Genomic DNA, 22,625 nt, shown 5'->3' on the forward strand with positions numbered 1-22,625 from the left:
ACCATGAAACATAGTTGGGCTCTTCTAATATGTGGACTTAGAAGAGCCCTCATTCCCAACACTTTTCTGCCAAATCACTAAAAAACATCCTCTGTAACATTTTTCGCGGCAATCATACCTAGAGTTGAAACTTAACTAGGATATAATCACATCGTCTTTAACCAAATAACTGAACAGATCCATCGCCTATGTACGAAACTATCAAACTTAATCTGAACAATTTAAAAAACAACAAAATATTTGAGCTCACTGTTGTCGCGGTGATCATCATTTCTGCTTTAGAAATTGGTGCAAAAACTTTTGCTTTGCCAAATAGCGCGATATCTGTGACATATGTCCTAGATATGTTTATCACGTTATTCTTCCTTTTTGAGATCTCAGTGCGCTTTATTGCCGACGATGATAAAAAAAGCTTTTTCAAAAAAGGCTGGAATATTTTTGATACCTTGGTTGTTGCGATTAGTTTGATCCCAATCAACGATAGCGAAATGGCCCTACTCGCAAGGCTAATTAGGGTTTTCCGCGTACTTAGAATGGTATCGGTCGTCCCTGAATTACGCGTCCTTATCAACTCACTAATTAAAGCAATGCCGCAATTAGGCTATGTTATTCTTTTGATGTTTATCATTTTTTATATTTATGCCGCAATTGGCAGCTTTATATTCGCTGATATAAACCCTGTTTTGTGGGGAGATATTGCCATTTCTATGCTGACCTTATTTAGGATCATGACGTTTGAAGATTGGACCGATATTCAATATGAAACAATGGCAGTGTACCCAATGTCATGGGTTTTCTATTTGTCATTCATCTTTTTTACCGCATTTGCATTTCTAAACATGGTGATTGGTATTGTGGTAAATGTCATGGAAGATGAGCGTTCAAAGTTACGTCAAGAAAAAGAGAGTGCTAAGAATGTTCCAACGATTGAAGACTTACACAGCGAAATCCAAGAATTGAAACACCTGATCAAACAACAAAATAGTCAATCCAACCCTCGCGAATAAAGAAAGGCTATTTATAACTATGTGACTGAGCTTACGTGTTCACCTACCGTAGTTCAGTCACTGAATAAAAACCGTGATGATATTCACATCAACTGAAAAAATCATTACACTATTGTTTTATATTTATTGTTTTATATTTATTGTTTTGTATTGTATCGCGAACTTTATTGCGAACGCTCATATACATTAATGAGATTGATATGTTTAAGCCACTTTCAAAAACCTGCATCGCTATCATGATGATGATTGCCTTCATAGGGCAGGCTATGGCTTATCACACCGCATTTTCTATTGAAGCCTCTTCAGACGTCCACATAGAGACCGAGCATGTTGAACAACCACAGCACACAGAAAACGCTGACAATGACTGTCAATTAGCAAACTGCTGTGACACTGACTGCTGTGAAATAGACTGTATTTGTCCTGCAAATGCTTGTACGTCGGCACTGTACATACTCAATGAACCACAAGTGATTGGCTTTATGTATGTCAATGAGCCAATTTATTCGTCTATGAATAAGCAGCCAATTTCCATTTTATCACTCCCTTTTCGCCCCCCAATTTTTACCTCATAAAGAACACAGCTCCGTCTGTTTTCTGACTTATTAAAAAATAAAAACGAACTCTGCGCAACGCGCACCATTTTTAGCATTCTTTGAGGTAAATAATGCGAACTAAATTAACTAAGCTGGCCACGGCTATATTGCTATTTCCATCACTTTCTCAGGCTGGCGAGCACCATGAAGATCATCATCACGGCGCTCATGATGATAAAAAAATAGAAAAAATTCAGGTTACAGCATCCCGATTGGGTCGCATAGTGACCGAATCAGCAACACGTACCGAAATTATCAATGGAGAAGAAATACAAGAAAAAGCCTTAATGCGCCCAGGGAATATTTCAATGCTTGTCGCTGAAACTGGTGGCGTGAGAGTGCAAAATACCTCACCGGCATTAGGTAGCGCGAATATTAGATTACAAAGTTTATACGGCAGATATACTCAGCTTTTAAGTGATGGACTCCCACTCTATGGTGGTCAGACAGCCTCAATTGGGCTGCTACAAATTCCGCCTACTGATTTAGCAAATGTAGAAATTATCAAAGGCTCTGCGTCTTCTTTGTATGGTGGTTCAGCACTCGGCGGCGTAATAAATCTTATCTCACGCACACCGTCTGAAGAATTTGAAGGCGAAACGCTATTCAATGCAACCTCAAAAAATGGCCAAGATGTCACCGCGTATTTTGCCTCACCGGTAACTGACACCCTGAGTGCGTCAGTTACAACGGGAGTACACCATCAAAAAGAACAAGATTTAGACGATGATGGCTGGATAGATCTGGCAGGCTATGAGCGAGCAAGCGTACGCCCGCGCTTATATTGGTCTGATGACAGTGGTGCCAATTTATACCTCACCTTTGGTGCAATGACCGAACAACGTCGTGGCGGAACATTAAACGACGCCCTACTACCCGATGGCAATCCGTTTGCGCAAACACAAGACTCGTTGCGATTAGACAGTGGTTTTATATTTGATAAACCCTTGGATGACTCTCTCAATCTCAATGTGCGAGGCTCTGCCATGCACCAAGAACACGATCATCAATTCGGTCAAATACAAGAGGATGATACGCACGAAAGCTACTTAATAGAGTCCAGTGTTTCAGGATTTAATGAGGCAACTGCTTGGGTATTAGGTATTGCCTATCAATCTGATAAATTCGACTCTGTTGATTACCCTGTGTTTAATTATACCTATGATGTACCCGGTCTATTTTCGCAGGTAGATTATGAAGCCAGCGAAACCACTTCACTGTCACTCAGCGCGCGTGCCGATTGGCACAGTGAATTTGGCACCCAAGTTAGCCCCAGATTTTCTGTACTATACAATCCTGAAAGTTGGACGATAAGAGGCTCCTACGGTAAAGGATTTTTTGCGCCAACGCCGTTTATCGAAGACATAGAAGATGTAGGGCTATCACGCCTCGCACCGCTGGAGGAGTTAGATGAAGAGCGCGCCACAACAGCATCGGTTGATATAAGCTATGTCGTTGATGCTATTGAAGCAAGCGTTACATTATTCGCCTCTGATGTCAGAGGTGTCACCGAGTTACAAGTGATAGATAATGCGCCACAACAGGTTCAAATTATCAATGCCACAGGTCAAACAGAGATCCGTGGTGCAGAATTGCTGCTAAGGTATCGTTGGCGAGACATTAAATTGACCGGGAGTTATTTATATACTGATGCCACCAAAGACGATGATGGCACACTTACACGTCTCCCGCTTTCTCTCACTCCTAAACACTCAGCAGGTGCCGTGATCATGTGGGAAGAACATGGCAGTCATTTAGTCGGGTTTGAAGCATATTATACCGGCACACAGCACCTCACAAACAATCCTTATCGTGAAAAAAGCGACGCCTATTGGCATTTAGGCTTGTTGGGGCAAATCACCGTGGGCAAAGTCAGCTGGTTTATTAACGCCGAAAATTTACTGAACGTACGACAAACCAAAGAAGATTCACTCTTGCTACCAACACAGTCACCGAGCGGCAGATGGACGACTGACATATGGTCAAGAAATGATGGTTTTACCGTTAACGCCGGATTCCGCTTTCAATTTGGCAGCTAAACCGCGTTACAGTGGCCCGCTTCCACCATAAATAAAGTCATTAGGTTATAAATCAATCCCTCACACACGGGATGAGTTTATAGCCTAACACTCTGTGATTAATAGAAGATAAGAAGCCCGAACCAAACTTTTTCCGAATGCCTCGAGCTAATTGCTTAATACATTTCTTTATACTAAAGTTGAACAATGCTAATCATCTAGAAAGATAACCCATTCTGTTTAACTCATCAGATTTATGACGTAAAGGGTCTTGAATTCGACAGTGCCCTTGCCCATTCTCTATAAATTCCATCAATGAACCATTGTCTTGATAGTCATCTAGGCCACGACATTGCTGCGGCAATAATCGTGATTTTAGCTCTTGCGGATCAAAATCCGTGTCCAGTTTAGTCTGCTCATGTATTGCATAGGATGTTGCGACCGGGGTAGTCCAAGAAGAGGCATACAAAGCCTGCTCAGCACCATATCGCATACCAAGTACATCGGGTTCCATTTTTGGAGTGCTATTTTTGCTATTGCTATATGGTCCGTAACCGACATTAATATATAGGTCAATACTCGAATTACCCACAAAGCTGTCTTGGTGGTTTACAAACTCTTTTTGCCAACCAGACTGTCCGAATGGCTGAATTGCCGTATTATCGCCCAAAGTAGAGTATTGATACACTCTAACACGATGGTCAAACTCCATTAAATCCAACTCGTCACCACTTAACTGCGCATCAATGTTTCCAGCATGGAACCCTAAAGCGTTTGGTGCATTAAATAATGCCTGGTAAACCGGTGTAAGTGTAGTTAAAAACGCCAGAGCTTGATCATTGGACAACAGCCCTTCACATTGATTTTTCTGCCATGCCGTCGTAACACTGTCTAAGGTAAAACCACCAGAGTAATTAATAAACTCAATTTCTTGCGCTTCGATAATATCGGTTTGCAACGAACTCGCCGCACTTTTCATATAAGACGAAAATACGTCGATATTAAGCGAACAAAATGTTTCTTTATGCTGTTCGAATGGATTAAAAGAGGCCGTATCAATTACTGCAAACTCTGCTTCTGGATTATGTTGCGCCAGATAACCAAATACTTTTGTTCCATGGCTAAAAAAGTTCGTTTTCGCCACTCTATCTTGGGTATCCTGAGGTACAGCTTCCCGATACGCTTCAGCCAAGTCTGACAACCAAGCCGCTGGTAGAAATGCAGGCTGAGGTATGTCAAATTTTTCATCTGTGAACTTGAAATTATTTACTTCAGTAAGTAGCTTCTTACCTAATTTCGACACATTAATATTAGGATTATCTGCTATAAATGTTTTCGATGTAGGATCATAACGAAAAGCCGCTTTTATGCGTGATCGGTACCTCAGCACTGAGTGCAAGTCTAAGCGATAATCAAGAACAAGTACGGTCTGATTCTTATTGGTACGCTGTTGCTCAAACAGACCATCATTAAACTCTACGTTAGTTATTTGGCACATATCATGTTGTGCCACTGTATCAGTGCAATCAATATTCTGCTCTTTTATCCAACTGGCTGTATCTACTACATATTGCTTTCCTTGAGCTTCAATAACATCCATAAACACCTCTGGATCTGGCTCAACGATAACAGGAGGATCAGGCGTAACCACAACTGGCGGAGGGTCTTGCTGGATAGGTTTAGAATCACCGCTACTGCCACCACACCCTGAAATGACAATTAACATTGAACTCGAATAAATGATTAAAAATTGCTTCAACATAGTACTTTTTACCTTCCTTAGAAAAACTATCGGCACATCCGGATATAATTAAAAGCTCAATTAAAACTGCTATATAGAAATAATAACTCCAGCTTTAACTATACCATGCATATCAAGAACTATAATTCAAGTTTACAAATTAATACAAAATATAAAAGCCACCTCTTAAGCAAGAGCTATTATGATAAATTTCGAAGTTCGAGCTAAAACAAAGGAAAGATTAACATTAATTATTTCTCTATTAATCTAGGCCTATCATAATAAGCACTTTCTTAACCGAGTGCTGCTTTATTAGATACTTTGGCTATTCCTTTTGTGAAAAATTTTACAAAAGTATATTCAACATAAAACCAAGCGGCTGAGATCGATTTATATAAATTATGCTCTTGACTGTATAAAAATATTCTCAGGTTTTACTTCTGCTTTTGTCTTCAACCTTTTTTACCTAACAATAGGGCAATAACAGCATTTTAAGGCAATTTAAAATTCCGTTTTTTTCTTTTAATATACGGCTGAATAAACAAAATAATCCCAGTCACCGAGATCACAAGTACAATAAATGAAATGGGTAACATCAGCCACAGGTTGGCATTTTTTTCAAAAAAAGTGCCATCATGTATCGACTCAATGAGTTCTGAATTACGTTCAGCAACATGCAACACTTCACCTGTGCTGCTGTCTATTTGAATTTCAACGCTGTTATTACTGCGAATTTTAGTGATCCCTTTACTCGGCCTCACATCTAATCTATTGATGTCGTCCCAACTTGAGATGTGCGCTTCTTCTACCGATTTTGCAATTATCAACACCTGTCCAAAAGGGATGCTGGGTTCGGTGCTTGTGCCTTTTGCTGTTGGAGGCTGAATAATACTAAATTCTTTTTTTACTAGGAGTAAAATACCGGTAATTAATACCACTAATAAAGGTAATGAAATGGCAATGCTTGCCCATTTATGAATGGTTCTATTGGTTTTTTTAAAACTCATGTTGTCCTTCAAAACTGCCAACTGGTTGATAATTTATAGCTACGTTCAGGTTGAAATGGGGCATCCTCATCCAAGCTGGCATAATGTTCTTTATTGGTAATATTATTTGCACTCAAGCTAACGGTTTGTTTGTCATTAAGTTGATACTCTAAAGAGAGATCCCATATCGTAAAGCTGTTGCGCGTTTGCTCGTCATGACCGACGCTATTAGCGGAAAAATAATGCCGATAGGCATTTACCAATGCCCAATCTTCAAACGTGAGTAACATACTCCAAGTGAGCTTTCTTGGATGCAAACCTGCCAACCTTTGCCCTGAGCTATCTTGCCCTGCTTGCTGTTGATAACTCAACGTATGCTCTGTTATATCATTTTGATACCACTTTAGCTCGGTTTCAAAGCCATGCAGATCTGCGGTATCTAAATTTTGATAGCTGAGCTGCTCATCATTTGCGGCATAGCGCTGTATATAATTATCCAATTGATAATTATATACAGCGCTATGCAAGCGAATTTGCTCTATCGGAAACCACGTCATCGTCAATTGGCTGCCTAGACTACTTTCAGGCTTTAAGCCTTGTTTTCCTTTTATTAAACCCCGTGGTGTTTTGCCATAGAAAAATCGTTCTGTCAGGGTTGGATAGCGAAAACCACTACCAATATCTAACCCAACCGTTAATTGATCTGATAGAGAGTGTGAAACAGCAAAAGAGGCATTAAGCTGACTATCAACCGCACTATGAGCTTGTTGATTATGCTGCTTCATCCAGTCATACCTTAAACCTACATCAAACTGAGTATCTCGCCATCGCCAATCCGATTTAGCATATAAACCGAGGTTGTCTTCTTTTCCGAGCATTTCGTTACTCACGCGTTCATTGTTAGCGCTCATATCAGAGTTAAATAGGCGGTAATCACTGGTAATTTTTACCCCTTTTCGCGAGAGCCAGTCTACTCCCCAATGAGTTTGTAAGTCGTCTATCATCACTTGCTGCAACCATTGGCCACCTAAGGTATGGCTTTGATATTGCGTGAGGCCATCATAACGCTCAAGCCTAAGTGTTTTACTGTCCCAGTTTTGATAGTGATGGAATAGCTTAGCGGTCCACCGCTGCCCTGCATTCATTTGGATCTGAGCCAATGAGTGCAGCTCTTTTGGATAGCTGCTTACTTGTTTTGTTGGAAACTTTCGACTGCTTTTACCTATATCTTTTCCATAGCTAGGTAACCAAGAGGCCGTTGTTGTGATGCCATCACGCGAACTTTTATACCTTAGGAGCCCTGAAACTCGCTCAAATCGAGTATGTAACGTTTCACCGTTTACAGCCTGATCATTATTGCCATGTTGATAAGCAAACGCTGATGTAAAATCATGTGCTTGATGATTAACTACGATGCCAATACCATTTCCAGCCGATTGCCCAGAGACCGACAATTGCGTTTTGTCTGACGCCTCAGTGCTTAAACTCACTACACCGCCCAAAGCTTGTGCCCCGTAAAGTGCCGAACTTGGGCCTTTGACCACATGCCCCAAACTAAATAGCTCCGGCGCAATAAAGGAGACTGAATTACCAGCTCGCCTATCTGTAATAATGGGAATACCGTCAATTTCAGTTCTTATTCTGCCTCGGCTGAATCCACGAATAGAATAACTTTGAAACTGCCCTCCTTGCCCAGTTAAGTTTACCCCCACGAGTGTAGAAAGTTGATCGGCAATCGTTCTGTTTAAAGAATAATTAAGTTGATCGTCAAGATCTGACACGGCTTGGCCAGCCCCTGTGATTGCCAAAGGCTGTTTCGGTACTAAAATCTCCATGATTTCAAATTCACGCTCATTGGCATTACTAAGCCAAGAAAGGGTGCATAAAAAAAGAGAACACATCGTTTTCATGTTGAGATACTGCTTTAGTCATTAGTTATTGCATAAGGTGGTGCACTAATATATATAGCGATAAAACATAGGGAAACTAGCAGTGAAAATCTACACACTCACTGACTGTTTCCCCGTTGAGCTTCACGCTAAACTTAGTCTTGAATACAAAATAAACAGCACTGCAACGTGCAATGCTGTTTATCAATCGCGTTAGCGAGTGATCAGTGGTGCGCCTGTTGTCCAAGGGCCACCAGCGTCAATCACTGATTTTTGCAGGTCAGGCACGCTACTTTCTTGTAACTCTTTCACACGTTTACTAACACTGTCTAAACGTTTAGTCGCATAAGAAAACTGCTCTTTATGCTGTTGTGTCGGCCCGTAAGATGACCAAGCCGCCGTCATCGCATAACCCAATCGGCTCGAGATATTTGCCGGTTTAGTGCCCATACGATTACGAGAGTTTAAGCCATTTAAGTCAAAGTGAATCTCGTTAGCTTCGCGCTGAATATCTGCATAGCGCGTTTCTAATGATTCAATGTTACCCGGTGTACGATCTATTGCTGTACGCAAGGTTTTCATCGTTTTTTTCAACTCATTCAAGACTGCATTTACCGCTGTAATTTGCTTCTGAGCTTCAGAAATTTGTTTACCAAATGCCAGTACCTCTTTATTAGTTGCAGTAGAAAATGCACTGTCGATGATCGGCTTTAACTCAAATTCAACAGGGCTGGCCAGCTGAGACACAACACCATTCACACGTTTGTGCAAAGTCGCAGTATATTTACCCGGGATCGCCATTAGGCCCGCATTAAATGGGCTCCAACCCGATGACTCAGCACCTGTAACCGCTTTACCTGACGCATAAGTCATATCCCATGTAACTCGGTGTAACCCTTTTTTCGCTTTACCTGATACACGGTTTACAAACTCACCCGACGCATCTCGAATTTCAAGGTAGACCATTGGTTTAGCTTCTTGATTTTCTTTCTCGATATCTTTCCAATCAGGGTATTTAGGGTAGTTTTTCTCTTTAACCATCTCTTTTTCAGCTTCTTGGCGCGTTTCTTTTGCCGTTAATAAGCTCTCTTTTAAGAAATAAGTTAACGTTGCACCATGTTCTGGGTTTTTCGCTGAAAAACGATCATCGCCGTCAGTGTTGGCATGATTACCATCTAATTGAAACCATTTAACTGGTCGGCTCGGCGCGATCAATAGTGCATCTTGCTCCATCGACTGTTCGGTTAGTTTTCGCAGTGGTGCATAGTCATCAAGAATATAAATACCACGACCAAAAGTCCCAGCAACCAAGTCGTTTTCACGGCGCTGTATTTTTACATCTCGGGTGGCAATTGTTGGGATCCCACCATCTAATTCAGTCCACTTCTTACCGCCATCTACAGTGAAGAAAATACCAAATTCAGTTCCAATAAACATAAGGTCTTTTTTCACATGATCTTGCACAATACGCCAAACCAAGTGCTTCTCAGGCAATGTATCTGCCAGTGATTGCCAACTCTTCCCTAAGTCAGTCGACTTAATAAGGTAAGGTTTGAAATCTCCATATTTGTGGTTATCCAGTGCAACATAAACCGTTTTATCATCAAATAAGTCGGCGCGAATATCATTAACATACGCGGCTGCTGGCACACCATCAACATTACTCAAATCAATCTTTTTCCAGTTTTTACCACCGTTGGTTGTGACTTGAATAAGGCCGTCATCCGTGCCAGCCCATAAAATGTCTTCGTTCACTGGGCTTTCAGTGAAATTTGCAATGGTATGATATTCAGACATTGCATAAATATCCCACCCCGCTTCTACTGACCAAGTTCTACCCATCATCGGCATATGCATGCGATTGCCATTTTTAGTCAAATCACCTGAGATTGGCTCCCAACTATCACCTCGATCATCTGAACGCCAAACACGTTGTGATGCAAAATAAAGTCGCTTAGCATCATGACTTGATACATTAATAGGCGCATCCCAGTTAAAGCGTTCAGCAGGCTCGCCCGGACGCGGTTGAGGTTTTATATACACGCCTTCTCGAGTTTTTAAATCATGACGTGTTAAGTTTCCTTGTTGCCACTGTGAATACATAATATCTGGATTACCTGGTTCTACCGCAGGTTGATGACCGTCACCGCCTAGCGTTAAAAACCAGTCTTTGTTCTTGATCCCTTCATCGCGAGCGGTACGTGAAGGGCCACCTTGCGTAGAATTATCTTGCGCCCCCGCATAAACCGTGTAAAACGGTTCGGCATCATCAGGGGCGACTTTATAAAATTGCGTCAGTGGTAAATTCGCCATAAAGCGCCAGTTCGCCATGCGGTCATGTGACATATAAATACCGCCATCAGAGCCTATAAGCACAAAATCTGGATCTGTTGGGTGAAAAGCAAAAGCATGGTCGTCTACGTGTTTACGTTTTGTACTGATTGGCGTCCACGTTTTACCACCGTCGTTAGACACTTTACTGTAGTTACTCGCAATATAGACACGGTCAAACTGATGAGGGTCTGCAAAAATTTCTTGATAATAATGAGGGCCAGTGCCCCCACCTACTTCATCAGACTCTTTGCTCCAGCTCGCACCTTGGTTTTGCGAGCGATAAAAGCCGCCCTTGCGGTTATCTGTTTCAATTGTTGCATATAGCACATCGGGGTTGGTCGGCGAAATCGCCATACCAATTTTACCCATGTTGCCAGCAGGTAACCCTGTTTTTAGCTCCTGCCAAGTTTCACCACCGTCATCTGAGGTATGAATACCGGCACCTGGTCCAGTACCAACATAAGAGGCAACCGTTCTTTGACGAGACCACGTAGCAGCGTAAAGCTTTTTTGGATTCCTAGGATCTATAAGCAACGAAGTAACACCTGTCCACTCATTTTCAGGCTTCAAAACTTGCTTCCAAGTCTCACCGCCGTCAGTGGTTTTATATAGACCTCGCTCACCACCACTGGTCCACAGTGGCCCTTGTGCCGAAACCCACACCGTTTTTGAGTCAGTTGGGTGAACAATAATATCGGAAATTCGCTCGGAGCTTTTTAAGCCCATATTTTTCCATGTCTTACCACCGTCTAACGACTTATAAACACCATCGCCAAAACTGATGTGACGACCGCCGTTATTTTCACCCGTTCCAACCCATATAATGTTCGAGTTGCTTGGGTCTATCGTTACATCACCCGTCGAATATACAGCTTGCTTGTCAAAGATAGGAGTCCAAGTAGTCCCCGCGTTTACGGTTTTCCACACCCCACCCGACCCAACTGCAGAGTACCAAGTTGATGGATTATTTTTATCAACTTCAATATCAGCAATACGACCGGACATATAGGCTGGGCCAATATTTCGAAGCTTCATCGCTTCAAATGTTTTACTGCTAAAAATTGATTTTTCTTGTTCATTATTTTCTGCGAATACATGTGCAGAAGCCAATGCTAAGGATACAGCTAATGCTGTTTTTGCGAGAGTTTTCATTTTCACACCAAAGTCTGTTTTTATTATATCCGATACGAACATTAACCTAACAAATACAACAAGTGTGTAAAAAATCGCTCAAGTTACAAAAAATAAAGTTAAATGTGATAGTGTAACAATTTGTGTAATTAGCACTCAGCCCTCTATAGATAGCATTGCAATAGGCCTTCGCTACTGCCAACAAACCTGACCATTTATGAGCGCGAATTCATTTGCAATGCCTTACTTTACGGTGAATCCTACTTTTTCTTAGCAATAAATGTTTTATTAATAATACGCCATTCACTGTCGCGTTTGTACATAACAAGGTAGTCAATGTAATGAGTTTTTGGTGTGTTAAAATCCAGTTTAACCATAGCCATCTTGTCATCAACTATATCAACAGACAAAATGTTCGCAACCCAAGTATCTTTTGTCGCCTTTTTAAAGTAACCAGCAAACTCTTTTAACGGAACTACTTTAATCGTTTCGTCTGCTGTATCTTTATTAACGGTAATCATCTTCACATCACCAAACTCAAGATCAAAGGCTTTAGAAAGAAGCGCTTGATCTCCATTGGCAGCGCCATTAAAGTAATTGTGAGCCGTTTTTATTACCGCCTGATACTCCTTACCTGTTACTGCTTCAGCGTAACTAAGCGATGGCAAAAAAACGGTAAAAAGTGCAAGCATTATTGAAATTTTTTTAATTTTTTTCATTTTATTTATCCATCTCGAATAGGTTGAAGATTTTATTTTTCGAAAGCCTATTTGATACATAAATAAAAAATAAGTAAAGCACCAGAATTGTTACAATTTATAATTTTGCAACTATAAAATTAGTTCATATGGTGAAGAAAGTACGCCAAGCTAAAGCTAGTAACGCCTCGTACATAATAAGTGTCATTCATTTAAAATGCTCACCCTCTGAAAACATACCAACTGTCTAAACTGCTAAACCTATTTAGCATACATACACCGTATTGCAACCTTGGTGTGGCGACAGCGATGGGATTAAAATGCGAGGAAGTTTATTCTACCTCGCCAGATGTATTATTGACCTAATCACTATATTAAATTAGGTTAAAGTTTAAATGTATATCACTTTAATTTATCATTTCGATTTAAAGTTCAGTTGTTCATAAATACTTGTTGAACCAGTTAACTAGTTCTTTATTCGCTTTATCTTTGTTTTTTGTTAAATCGTGATCATCTTTCGAGTAAATAACAAGTTTATGCGGAATGCTATTTTTTGCTAAGGCATCGGCTAGTTCAACTGAGCTATTAGCAGATATGCGTTTATCATCTTCCCCATGTAAAAGTAAAATAGGCACATTGGATGATAACTCATTGACCCAATTCATTACTGAACGCTTCTCTAACTCAGTTACTTTATTAGTTTCATAATCAGGGATTCTATGTGTATAAACCTTTTCCATAGCAGGACGAAAATTCAGCTCTTTTAATAAATCAGTAGAACCTGCGATAGTTGCTACCGCTTTTACGTTTTTTACTTGCTTTAACGCTAAATGTGTTTGCATTCCGCCTCGACTAAAGCCATACATGCCTATACGTTGTGGATCAGCACCGTCAATTTTAGGGATATAACCTAATAATTCAGTAACATCCTTCACATCTTTTCCACCAAATTCATCATGCATCACATTTTTGGCACGTGTACCTGGGTATTGGCTTCCTCTATATTGGCTTCCAATAATAACAAAACCTTCGTTAGCAATTGGAAATAGATCATGCATCTTCGAACCAAGTTTGACTGAGCCAAGCTGACATGGAGAAGTAAAAAACTAATACGTATGCCTCTCAATATTGGTGATTCTATCGACGTTAATTGTTCCCATTGAAAAGGGTCCTGTTTTGGCGGGATCTTTGTCATGATGTATAGTCATCCAATAACCAGTTGCGGGTCCTGAGCGGGGCATGTGTAACATCATTGTACCAACCCAAACCTCCATCTCTGGGTCAGAATGTACTTTATAACTCAATGCCGCAGTATCGCCTAAGTGTTTGCCATGTGCATTTATTTTAAATGCATTACTTCGCATCTTATTTTTTACATCGACCCAAACAATCTCTCCATCTAAAGTAATATCTTCACCTATTGTACTGGTTCGAATATTATTAAATTCATAACGATACAATTGAGAATGAAAGCTATTGAGTTGCGACATATCCGAAGTACTTAAATCTATGCCGCTACCTTGATAATGTGCAATATAAACAGGTTTTGTAACTCGTTGAACAGGCATCGATATGCTCGAGTCACTTTTATCCATACCGATAAATGCTGCATTACTAAACATAAATAGTCCTGCCCCCCCAAAAGCAATACTTTTTTGGCTCGTTTTGATTTAAGACTCCCTTGAGTAAGTTCTTTCCTCTCAACACTAACCACTTTATTTTCACCAATTTCGCTAGGAGTTTCGTTTACCAACTCTGAAGGTATAACAGAAGCAAAATCATAGCTTAGACGCCGTACGCTTTCGATATCTAGATCTAACAATTCGGCAATTTTTTCAAGTTCAACAGGCTCAAATTTATCAGGAAGATTGAGTCTGTCGTGTAGTGTAGACTCTCCGAGGCCAATTTGTTTAGCAAACCAAATCATATTCTGACGTTGTTGTTCTCCAGTGCGATTCGTGTCCCTTAGATACACTTTAATTTCTATTCTTAACTTAGATTTGCTCTTAGATTTCACCTAATAATTCCTTTATATTTCAAATAAATGGAGTTGTTGGAGTAACTTTCCCCTACAAACCTTTTGATTTTACATTTACAAATTTGCAGCATAAAGTGTTTTGTAGTTACAACACATCAATGAACTAAAAAAGGAAATGACAAAAATGAAACTATCTCATGCTCTATGTTTAATTACTCTGGGAACCATTGCTACAGATTCGTTGGCTGGAAATATCCGAAATACTCCTAAACCTGATGTAAATGCTCGTCTAAGTGAGATGGGGTTCTCTTCAACGGAGATCACTAAAATGCGCAAATATGAAAAAAATGATACTAACACTGATTCTGGGATGCGAAATTTTCAAGACACCTCTCTATGGCAGGATACAAGGGGTTTTAGCAACAGTACGTGGTCATTGTTTAACGTGATGCGTAATGTACTTAATAATGTCGGTTATTCCAGTAAACAAGCTAAGACGATGCTTAATGCTTGTAAAGCTTATGCTCGAGATGCTCAGCATTGTGTAGTATTTATGGCTAGTGTTGGCTGTGCTGAATCTGGATGTGGTGATATTCGATACATTGGTCAGAATAAAAATATTTTCGGCATGACCGGTATAGGTAATAACTCCAATTATATGTCAGAACAGCAGGCTATTTTGGATTGGGTTAAAAGGTATAACAATACATGGTACACAGCCAATGAAGGGAGTAGTGATTGGTATAGTTTCTGTCGCTATGATGGAAGAAACACTTGGCTTTATGCTCCTGGCCTTTGTAAAGTTAGCGGTAAACTACAAGACGTTGGTATGCGTAACTTTTATAACAATATCAGAGGAAAATACCCAACCTATGAATATTGTATGTCTGAGACAGGCTCTGAATATTCTGGTCAAGGATATTGTCCAAATGGCCTTACGAATTCAACGGTAGCTTACGATAATATGATGTCAAATATTCGCGTTGGATATGTACCAAAATATTAGTTCTAATGTGATGAAGTGTCTATTTGGGCACTTCCCAAATTCAGCATGCAAGTGCACCACTATAAACTATCAAGTGAAAATACTTCCTCAGGCGACTAATAATCTAAAATCTTTTTTGGACGACCGCAAACGAACAGTGACACCCACTCAAAAAGTGAACGAACAGTGACACCCACTCAAAAAATTAAAATCAATAAGCTGGCAATGTTCAACCTGAAATATAGCTTAGTTAGTAAAATTGAATTAACTACTGTGCTATAAGTTCAAAAATAGAGAAAAACTGAACTCATGCCCAGTAATAAGGCACGGCTAAGCCGCCAAGTTATGGAGTATCTGTTATATAGAGATTACCTTGATGATCTAAAAATTAAGCCAGCAATTTTTCACATTGCTTATAATTAGCCCGCCGTTTTATTTCTAGGCTCGCGCAATAGTTATCTAGCTTTTGGGGTCGCCCTACTGCGCCGTGGAATACTTTGGTAAATTGCGTGGTGAGTTTTAGCCAGTTTTCCGGGGCTATGTTTAGTCTTTCTAAAATAGGGGAGTTAACTGGGCTGATGTAGCCTCGCTTATCTGCTCGCATACATCGGCCTGTTAGCTCTACCAATTCTAAGTAGGACTTTAATTCAAACGGTAAACCTTTGGGCATATGTTTTCTGGGGCTGCCTGCAAAACGCGCCAATTGTTTCGGTTGCTTGACTTCTTTGGCATATTCACAGCGAGTTTTTACACTGGTGTAGTCTGAGGTTTCGGGTGTGTCAGCCATCTTTGCTCTGATTGGGTTTAAATCAACATACGCCATACAGGCTGCCAGTGCCGCTTCATCAAGTAAAGCTTGTGATTTAAAGCGCCCTTCCCAAAATCTGCCTGTACAGTTATCTTCTTTATTCGCTTTTCGGGCAATACTTTCATTCAGTACCCGCATAAACCAACTGATACTCGCTAAACGTTCTCTAAATTGTTCAATATCTTTATTTAAAAAGTATTGCTGCGCTGAGTCTAGCCGCTCACCTTGAAGGTATTTGTGAGACAGTATGGTACCTTTAAATAGCTTATGCCATCTGATAATAATCGCTTTATTATTTAATCTTTTAGACTTTATATCATCTACATAAAGTACAATGTGAGTATGGTTACTCATCACCGCATACGCACATACATCAATACAAAACACTTTGGCAAGTTCAAGTAGCTTATCCTCTACCCAGCCTCTTCTATGCTCGTACGACTGCCCTGTTACCTTATCTTCACCACACAAATAAGCACGGCGAACACACCGTGAAATACAATGGTAGTACCTGGTATCAGTTAAACTCACTTGTCTTTTGCGTGCTGTGGCCATGAGGTAAAACGCCTATCTTTCAAGCTGAATCTAAAAGATAGGCAATGATTGAAAAACCGTCAATTTTGAATGGGTGTCAGTGTAAGTTTTCATTGGATGGGTGTCTTGTCAAATTACGATATTTTCAAAGGGGTCAACAAAAACACTTTTGAGATCTGATAGTGTCATGTTGTGCATCCCTGCTTCAAGTAATGCTGGATAATCCATTTCTCATCTCGATGATTGATTGCGGACTTACAAGTAGCCCTAACGCTCATATAAACGGAAATTAATAGTTATCTATAATCTTTAATTAACAAAAAACAACTAACTATTAATTTTCCGTTTGATGTTTTTGTTAGAAAGACGCTTTACGCACTGATGCATCAAGCCTGTTTTTTATTAAACGAGTTAAATGAGGAGACCTTTCTAAAATAGTTACAATTGATGGGGATATAAAGTAATAAACCTTAATAAACACTCTACCTAAGAATTTAGTCTTAAGAACTGTATCTCTGTAGTGTCGATAAAAAAGAACCTCAGGTGCATCAAAATCTCCGTATACCGATGTGGCTATAAAGCAACCAGAGAAATCTTTAACTGTAGCTCCACAAAATGGACAAAGCGACTTGCGAGGCTTGGGATCTCCAAACGCTCCCCGATCATGGATAAGCTTAGGGTACATTTTTTTGTTACAAGAAGGACAAACAACTCGATCATCTTTTCTTTGTTCGGTATTTTCTGATGAAGTAAGTATATTTAGCTGAGCAGCATAAGGTCCTTTTTTTCCTTTACGTGATTCAAACTCTACGATATCTCCATTATTAGGTAAGTTAGCACCAATAACCTCTCTTACTCCTAAAAAATGCTCAGTTCCATCATCTGCTACAACAAAACCGAATCCTTTTTCTTTAGAGAAAAATTTTATTTTCCCTTTCATTTTTACTCCATACTATGATTTAAACTGACTTTCTAACGCTTGATTAACAGGTGAGCGTAGCGAATCCTCGCTGAATCACTTGTTACAACACGTTTATGTAATTTGTTGTTTTAAATGTTTGTTGACTCTTTTGAAAATTTAAAATTAGAAAGAATATTGGTGAGAGCGACACCTTAATACTACTTCCCTACCTAGGTAGGCTACGCCAGTGATGACGTACACGTTCCCATGTGCCGAAGCGGAAACGTAAGTAGCTATTAACGAAGACAGTTTTCACTTTCATCGTAATACCCTCTTTCTAAGCCAGTTGTGGGAACTGGCACCCTTAGTGCAACGTACCTTCTCATTTATACGTTTTACGTTTGGGAATTTTCAAGAGAGTCACTCTCAGGTAGTAGAGTAACTATTAGAAAAGGACTTGTAAACAAAGGTTTATTACAACAGATTACAATTTTTAATTAAGAGGAAATAAAATTATGTACGTATTAACAGAAGATAATAAAGTTTTAGAAGTAGATCGCGGAATGTTACCAGAACTTTTCAAAGATATTAAAATTAAGGCTGTTATTATAACACAGCCTCATGACATATATGCTAGATCTTATAACGAACTACTTCGATGGGCAGGGACTAAAGATTACTCAGATACTCACGAGAATATTGTTCAAAGTCTCCAAGATTGCGAACTTGAATCGTTATACAGTTAGAAGATTTGTAAGAATAGACCCTGTAAATAATTCTGTGTAACTGCTCTTAGTTACAAGTATTCAGTTAGTCGGTCTTCAAACATAATCATAAAACGGTTTAGAGCTTGCTTCCAGTTATGAATAGGCATTGTCCACCTCTTGGAAGCATCCATTATCGCTAAGTACACCACCTTGCTAGCGGATTCATCTGTCGGGAACAGTTTACGTTTCTTGGTCGCTTTTCTGATCACACTGTTCAGAGATTCAATAGCATTTGTCGTGTAGATAGCTTTACGAATATCTTGAGGGTAGCTAAATAGAGTATTGAGATTATCCCAATGAGCCGTCCAGGAGCGGCTGATTTGAGGGTACTTTTCATCCCATTTATCACCAAAGTGCTCTAACGCCAACAGGGCTTCATCTTCCGTTGTTGCTTGATAGATTTCTTTTAAGTCAGCGGTAATTGCCTTGTAGTCTTTCCATGGGACGTATTTCATTGAGTTTCGCACCATGTGTACGATACAGAGCTGAATTTGAGTTTTTGGATAAACAGCGTTGATGGCATCAGGAAAGCCCTTCAGGCCATCTACACACGCGATGAGGATATCATTCACGCCTCGATTTTGAAGTTCGGTGAGCACGCTAAGCCAGAACTTCGCTCCTTCGGTTTCGGACATCCACATCCCAAGAAGTTCTTTCTGACCTTCCATATTTACGCCAAGTGCGAGATAAATGGCTTTGTTGATAACCTGTTTATTCTGGCGTACTTTCACGACGATGCAATCGAGATAAACGATGGGATAGACCGTATCAAGCGGGCGAGATTGCCACTCAACCACTTGTTCTAAAACAGCATCTGTAACTTTAGATATTAGACTGGCGGAGATATCCGCATCGTACATTTCTTTGAATGTTGCGACGATTTCACGGGTGGTCATTCCTTTGGCATATAGGCTTAAGATCTTGTCGTCCATCGATTGAAATCGGGTTTGATGTTTACGAACAAGCTTGGGTTCAAAGGACGCGTCACGGTCACGAGGGACTTCTAACTGGATCTCACCATCGTCTGTAATTAGGCGTTTAGATGAGTAGCCATTTCGACTGTTACTATCGTTAGTTGGTGAGTTTTTTTCGTAACCGAGGTGCTCATTAAGTTCAGCATTTAAGGCTGTCTCAACCGTCACCTTGGTTAACATTTTCCTAAAGTCATCAAGATCAGAAGGAGTCTTAATCGACTTAGCTGCTTCGCGAGCGAAGGCTTCTAGAGCTTTCTTATCCATATTGCTTATCCTCAGCCATTACTGGCTTAATTATAAGCAGATACACAATTTAAATTACAGGCTCAACTGCGGCAGCTTCATAGAAAATAGATAGTAAGGTCGTCGCACCTTACTATCGTATATTTATATCTTAGGTAATATCTTCTGCGTCACCCAAGCTTTGCGTAGAATATTGTACGTTTAGCACTTTGTTATAATAACCGTCCATTTCAATAACATCTCCGACTCTCGGAACTGTGTTAAAGGGGAATTGATAATCATAAGTATCTTTATACTGACCGTTTTCAAGATTCTCTACGGTTACATAAAGTATATAGTCTCCTAATGTTAATGGTTTGTTTAGAGTGTTTTGTTCATCGTTCATTTTTAAATCTCCATATTTAATTGTGAGAAAAGGTTGTGAATGTTTGGGTAGTGTTGTAACTATTTAGTATTTATGCGGCACGTTGTTTGTGCTGCATAATCGCTTGTTGGACTGAGCCGCTACCCGCTCGGTGTGTCAGAGTTGGTGTTATTTATGCTATGGGAATTTGCTTTTAGTGGCGTAACTTGTCTTGAGCCTATTTTATCGGCTTGTCTTTCGTGATTAAGCCATCCCTGCATTACTCAGTACGTTTTATCCTGCCATTAGAGCTAATTTTCGCCGATTTATCAATGATATTTTCACCGCGCACGCACTTTTCTAGCCCGAACACTTAAGCAGGTTAACGCGTTGATTTAATTCAGCAAGCTCTGCTGCTAACTCGTTCGTGCTAATTTCATTGTCTCTTCACTTGAATTAACCATTTCACTAAATCGTAAGACCCCGATTTTACATACTTCACAAGCCCAATGAGGGGATGGTGACGCAGCTTCCGCCTTTTTCTTCTTCACTTTACGTAAACTGGGCCCTTGCGCCTTTATCAACGCCAACTTTCGCTTGTAACATGCATTGGCTAAAAAGCCATAGTGACGAATTCGCATAAACCCTTTGGGTAGCACATGCTGTAAATAGCGCCGTAAGAACTCTCTACAACTCAGTGTCATGACCTTTTCACTGTGTTTATCTGCATAACCTCGATATTTAAAGCACACGCTTTGTTTATTCACCGACACCAGTCTCGATTCTGACATCGCGCCCTTTCGGGTATAACGTGCTAGATAACTTACTAACTTATCACTGTATGTTAAACACGCTTTGCTATACACACACCATTTAGCTGGTGTCGTTATATGTGTCAGCGAAGTACCTCGCGCATGCAATGCCGCAAGCATTTTCCCTCTAAATACCGTTGATAATGCTTTAACTGGGTATAAGTAGCCCTGTTCTATTTCATGCCATTGAGTTTGCGTTAGCCCTCCAGCTGGCACTAAGCAATGCAGATGAATATGCTGACTTAAGGTTTGTCCCCATGTATGTAAAACGCTTGTCATCCCTAACTGCCCATGCCCTTTACGCTGTGCAAATTTACTTAGGGTGTCCCATACTGCTTTAAATAAACACTGATAAAGCGTGTTTGGGTCATAGCGTGCAACAATATTCAGCTCATGTGGCAGTGTAAAAACAAGGTGGAAGTAACGACAAGGCAATAAACGGGCTTGCTGTTTTTGCGCCCACTGTGCTGTTGCCATACTTTGACAGCGTGGGCAGTGTCGGTCTCGGCAGCTGCATCCGACCTGTTTTACCTCGCCACACGTATCACATTGCCAAGATTGATACCCTAACTTGCCTGTCCTACATGATTGAAGATGTTGGCAGACCCGTGTCTGCTGGTAATTCAGTGAGTGGTGTTGCCGATAATCATCTAACCCTAAGTTTAAAATATCAGCAAGGTGTAACCTACTCATTGTTTTGCCCAATCGGCCAGTAAATCAATGCCGCCATGGCCTAATTCAGGTAACCAATGTAAGTAACTCTGTGTCGTTTTAATATCACTGTGACCAAGCTGATGTTGCAATTGATGAAGCGGCATGCCTGACTCAAGTTGATGTGTCGCGTAAGCATGGCGAAGTGCATGCGGGTTACACTGCTGCAAACCAATACTGTGTGACTGCTTCCTTAATGACTTTCTAAAGCTCGATGGCGACATCGGTTTGTCCATAAGCCATCGAGAATAGAACATCCAGCCTGATGGACGGTACACTCTCCAGTAGCAACGTAACTGCTTCAATACACTCTCTGACACAACAACGTAACGTGATTTATCTCCTTTACCCTGCTCAATTAAAATGGTTTTTCGTTTACCGTCTATGTCTGTAACTTTAATGCGTAATAGCTCACCAATACGTAAACCACAGCCATAACACACGATAATTAGCGTCTTTAATCGCATATCTGTGCAGCTTGCTATCAGCCGTTGTATGTCGCTACGAGATAAATAAATGGGTGCTCGAGACTTCGCTTTTGGTAAGGTAATATCTAAGTTCAATGGCCGATGTAAAATGTGCTTAAACAAGAACCAAATACTATTTATCTGCAACTTTTGGCTTGCCCGAGAAAACCCGCGAATAGCCGGATCTTGAAAGAATGAATTCAACTCTTCATCTGTAATTAAATCCAACGATTTATTAAAGTAATTTCTGAGTTTAAGTAAGTGCGCGCAATAGCTTTTACTTGTTCTTTGTGAATAACCTCGATAGGTTATTTCTGCCTTGACCTGTTCAATGAGTGTATGCATTTTTGACCTCTAAGTTGTGAAATAACTCAGAGAAAGTGTGGCTCAAATGCTGAGAATAGGATCTCCGCGTAGCGGCTTAGTTCAACAGCGTTTTAGCGTGAATACCATTAGCGTGAATGCCGATAAACACTCTGCCCTTATTTCATTCAGAGACAATCAGAACCGCTAATTAATTTAATATATATTAGTAACTTAACACTTTCCCTCACACACAACAATCACCTTTTCACACCTTCTGAACCCGAGAATTTACTTAACCGAGCATCAGTTGGGTCGTTATGTAATTTTACTAAAGAAAAAACCACATATAATTCAATTGATTATGTTCACATGCCAATTTAAACGTGCATTTTCTTA

Annotated in this window: 18 protein-coding genes; 4 read left to right on the plus strand and 14 right to left on the minus strand. The window is 40.2% G+C overall.

Annotated elements, in window-relative coordinates:
• Positions 1 to 188 precede the first annotated feature (188 nt).
• From PCIT_RS04000 to PCIT_RS04010, 3 genes are all read left to right on the plus strand, one after another.
• Positions 189 to 1,007 (plus strand): ion transporter, encoded by an 819-nt coding sequence (locus tag PCIT_RS04000; RefSeq protein ID WP_010363085.1) that lies wholly within the window; start codon positions 189 to 191, stop codon positions 1,005 to 1,007.
• A 200-nt stretch (positions 1,008 to 1,207) separates the two neighbouring features.
• Positions 1,208 to 1,582, plus strand: coding sequence for a hypothetical protein (locus PCIT_RS04005; RefSeq protein WP_010363083.1), 375 nt, complete (start codon positions 1,208 to 1,210; stop codon positions 1,580 to 1,582).
• 92 nt (positions 1,583 to 1,674) lie between these two features.
• The gene (locus tag PCIT_RS04010; protein WP_010363076.1) at positions 1,675 to 3,642 is read left to right on the plus strand and encodes a TonB-dependent receptor plug domain-containing protein; all 1,968 of its coding nucleotides are present in this window, start codon (positions 1,675 to 1,677) and stop codon (positions 3,640 to 3,642) included.
• Positions 3,643 to 3,835: 193 nt separating this feature from the next.
• Here the strand turns inward: PCIT_RS04010 and PCIT_RS04015 are convergent, their stop codons facing one another.
• The 8 genes from PCIT_RS04015 to PCIT_RS04050 all read right to left on the minus strand — a co-directional run bounded on the left by PCIT_RS04015 (position 3,836) and on the right by PCIT_RS04050 (position 14,417).
• Positions 3,836 to 5,383 (minus strand): hypothetical protein, encoded by a 1,548-nt coding sequence (locus PCIT_RS04015; RefSeq protein ID WP_010363075.1) that lies wholly within the window; start codon positions 5,381 to 5,383, stop codon positions 3,836 to 3,838.
• Positions 5,384 to 5,853: 470 nt separating this feature from the next.
• Positions 5,854 to 6,369 carry a PepSY-associated TM helix domain-containing protein gene (locus PCIT_RS04020; protein WP_010363074.1) on the minus strand — a complete coding sequence of 172 codons (516 nt, stop codon included), beginning with the start codon at positions 6,367 to 6,369 and terminating at the stop codon, positions 5,854 to 5,856.
• 8 nt (positions 6,370 to 6,377) lie between these two features.
• On the minus strand, positions 6,378 to 8,258 hold the full coding sequence (locus PCIT_RS04025) for a TonB-dependent receptor domain-containing protein (RefSeq protein WP_010363073.1): 1,881 nt from the start codon (positions 8,256 to 8,258) through the stop codon (positions 6,378 to 6,380).
• A 192-nt stretch (positions 8,259 to 8,450) separates the two neighbouring features.
• On the minus strand, positions 8,451 to 11,723 hold the full coding sequence (locus PCIT_RS04030; protein ID WP_010363072.1) for a VPS10 domain-containing protein: 3,273 nt from the start codon (positions 11,721 to 11,723) through the stop codon (positions 8,451 to 8,453).
• Positions 11,724 to 11,962: 239 nt separating this feature from the next.
• Positions 11,963 to 12,421, minus strand: coding sequence for a nuclear transport factor 2 family protein (locus PCIT_RS04035; RefSeq protein ID WP_010363069.1), 459 nt, complete (start codon positions 12,419 to 12,421; stop codon positions 11,963 to 11,965).
• A gap of 419 nt (positions 12,422 to 12,840) precedes the next feature.
• Positions 12,841 to 13,458 carry an alpha/beta hydrolase family protein gene (locus tag PCIT_RS04040; protein WP_010363067.1) on the minus strand — a complete coding sequence of 206 codons (618 nt, stop codon included), beginning with the start codon at positions 13,456 to 13,458 and terminating at the stop codon, positions 12,841 to 12,843.
• 48 nt (positions 13,459 to 13,506) lie between these two features.
• The gene (locus PCIT_RS04045; protein ID WP_162144419.1) at positions 13,507 to 14,022 is read right to left on the minus strand and encodes a hypothetical protein; all 516 of its coding nucleotides are present in this window, start codon (positions 14,020 to 14,022) and stop codon (positions 13,507 to 13,509) included.
• Positions 13,908 to 14,417, minus strand: a complete 510-nt coding sequence (locus tag PCIT_RS04050; RefSeq protein ID WP_010363065.1) for a hypothetical protein — start codon at positions 14,415 to 14,417, stop codon at positions 13,908 to 13,910. The genes PCIT_RS04045 and PCIT_RS04050 overlap by 115 nt, the downstream gene beginning before the upstream one ends.
• A 145-nt stretch (positions 14,418 to 14,562) precedes the next feature.
• On the opposite strand from PCIT_RS04050, the gene PCIT_RS04055 reads away from it, so the two are divergent.
• Entirely contained in the window at positions 14,563 to 15,384 is an 822-nt protein-coding gene (locus tag PCIT_RS04055) for a hypothetical protein (RefSeq protein ID WP_010363062.1), read from the plus strand.
• A gap of 367 nt (positions 15,385 to 15,751) precedes the next feature.
• Here the strand turns inward: PCIT_RS04055 and PCIT_RS04060 are convergent, their stop codons facing one another.
• The 6 genes from PCIT_RS04060 to PCIT_RS04085 form a co-directional block, all read right to left on the minus strand.
• The gene (locus PCIT_RS04060) at positions 15,752 to 16,726 is read right to left on the minus strand and encodes a transposase (protein WP_192992770.1); all 975 of its coding nucleotides are present in this window, start codon (positions 16,724 to 16,726) and stop codon (positions 15,752 to 15,754) included.
• A 337-nt stretch (positions 16,727 to 17,063) separates the two neighbouring features.
• The gene (locus PCIT_RS04065; protein ID WP_010368222.1) at positions 17,064 to 17,645 is read right to left on the minus strand and encodes a cold-shock protein; all 582 of its coding nucleotides are present in this window, start codon (positions 17,643 to 17,645) and stop codon (positions 17,064 to 17,066) included.
• Between the two features lie 757 nt (positions 17,646 to 18,402).
• Positions 18,403 to 19,611: an IS256 family transposase gene (locus PCIT_RS04070; protein WP_192992771.1), complete on the minus strand. Its 1,209-nt coding sequence runs from the start codon at positions 19,609 to 19,611 to the stop codon at positions 18,403 to 18,405.
• A 130-nt stretch (positions 19,612 to 19,741) separates the two neighbouring features.
• Complete coding sequence (locus PCIT_RS04075) at positions 19,742 to 19,975, minus strand: hypothetical protein (RefSeq protein WP_192992772.1); 234 nt, start codon at positions 19,973 to 19,975, stop codon at positions 19,742 to 19,744.
• Between the two features lie 374 nt (positions 19,976 to 20,349).
• Positions 20,350 to 21,438 carry an IS91 family transposase gene (locus tag PCIT_RS04080; protein ID WP_192992773.1) on the minus strand — a complete coding sequence of 363 codons (1,089 nt, stop codon included), beginning with the start codon at positions 21,436 to 21,438 and terminating at the stop codon, positions 20,350 to 20,352.
• Entirely contained in the window at positions 21,435 to 22,268 is an 834-nt protein-coding gene (locus PCIT_RS04085; protein WP_192992774.1) for a tyrosine-type recombinase/integrase, read from the minus strand. The genes PCIT_RS04080 and PCIT_RS04085 overlap by 4 nt, the downstream gene beginning before the upstream one ends.
• Between the last annotated feature and the right edge of the window lie 357 nt (positions 22,269 to 22,625).

It is taken from the genome of Pseudoalteromonas citrea, assembly GCF_000238375.3.
GTDB classification, from domain to species: domain Bacteria; phylum Pseudomonadota; class Gammaproteobacteria; order Enterobacterales; family Alteromonadaceae; genus Pseudoalteromonas; species Pseudoalteromonas citrea.

Excerpts from the sequence above, each read along its gene's own strand:
- PCIT_RS04015 (WP_010363075.1), bottom strand. The coding sequence starts at position 5,383 with ATGTTGAAGCAATTTTTAATCATTTATTCGAGTTCAATGTTAATTGTC.
- PCIT_RS04035 (WP_010363069.1), bottom strand. The coding sequence starts at position 12,421 with ATGAAAAAAATTAAAAAAATTTCAATAATGCTTGCACTTTTTACCGTT.
- PCIT_RS04070 (WP_192992771.1), bottom strand. The coding sequence starts at position 19,611 with ATGGATAAGAAAGCTCTAGAAGCCTTCGCTCGCGAAGCAGCTAAGTCG.
- PCIT_RS04080 (WP_192992773.1), bottom strand. The coding sequence starts at position 21,438 with ATGAGTAGGTTACACCTTGCTGATATTTTAAACTTAGGGTTAGATGAT.
- PCIT_RS04065 (WP_010368222.1), bottom strand. The coding sequence starts at position 17,645 with ATGAAAGGGAAAATAAAATTTTTCTCTAAAGAAAAAGGATTCGGTTTT.
- PCIT_RS04025 (WP_010363073.1), bottom strand. The coding sequence starts at position 8,258 with ATGAAAACGATGTGTTCTCTTTTTTTATGCACCCTTTCTTGGCTTAGT.
- PCIT_RS04010 (WP_010363076.1), top strand. The coding sequence starts at position 1,675 with ATGCGAACTAAATTAACTAAGCTGGCCACGGCTATATTGCTATTTCCA.
- PCIT_RS04005 (WP_010363083.1), top strand. The coding sequence starts at position 1,208 with ATGTTTAAGCCACTTTCAAAAACCTGCATCGCTATCATGATGATGATT.
- PCIT_RS04075 (WP_192992772.1), bottom strand. The coding sequence starts at position 19,975 with ATGAACGATGAACAAAACACTCTAAACAAACCATTAACATTAGGAGAC.
- PCIT_RS04040 (WP_010363067.1), bottom strand. The coding sequence starts at position 13,458 with ATGCATGATCTATTTCCAATTGCTAACGAAGGTTTTGTTATTATTGGA.
- PCIT_RS04020 (WP_010363074.1), bottom strand. The coding sequence starts at position 6,369 with ATGAGTTTTAAAAAAACCAATAGAACCATTCATAAATGGGCAAGCATT.
- PCIT_RS04060 (WP_192992770.1), bottom strand. The coding sequence starts at position 16,726 with ATGGCCACAGCACGCAAAAGACAAGTGAGTTTAACTGATACCAGGTAC.
- PCIT_RS04000 (WP_010363085.1), top strand. The coding sequence starts at position 189 with ATGTACGAAACTATCAAACTTAATCTGAACAATTTAAAAAACAACAAA.
- PCIT_RS04055 (WP_010363062.1), top strand. The coding sequence starts at position 14,563 with ATGAAACTATCTCATGCTCTATGTTTAATTACTCTGGGAACCATTGCT.
- PCIT_RS04045 (WP_162144419.1), bottom strand. The coding sequence starts at position 14,022 with ATGTTTAGTAATGCAGCATTTATCGGTATGGATAAAAGTGACTCGAGC.
- PCIT_RS04085 (WP_192992774.1), bottom strand. The coding sequence starts at position 22,268 with ATGCATACACTCATTGAACAGGTCAAGGCAGAAATAACCTATCGAGGT.
- PCIT_RS04030 (WP_010363072.1), bottom strand. The coding sequence starts at position 11,723 with ATGAAAACTCTCGCAAAAACAGCATTAGCTGTATCCTTAGCATTGGCT.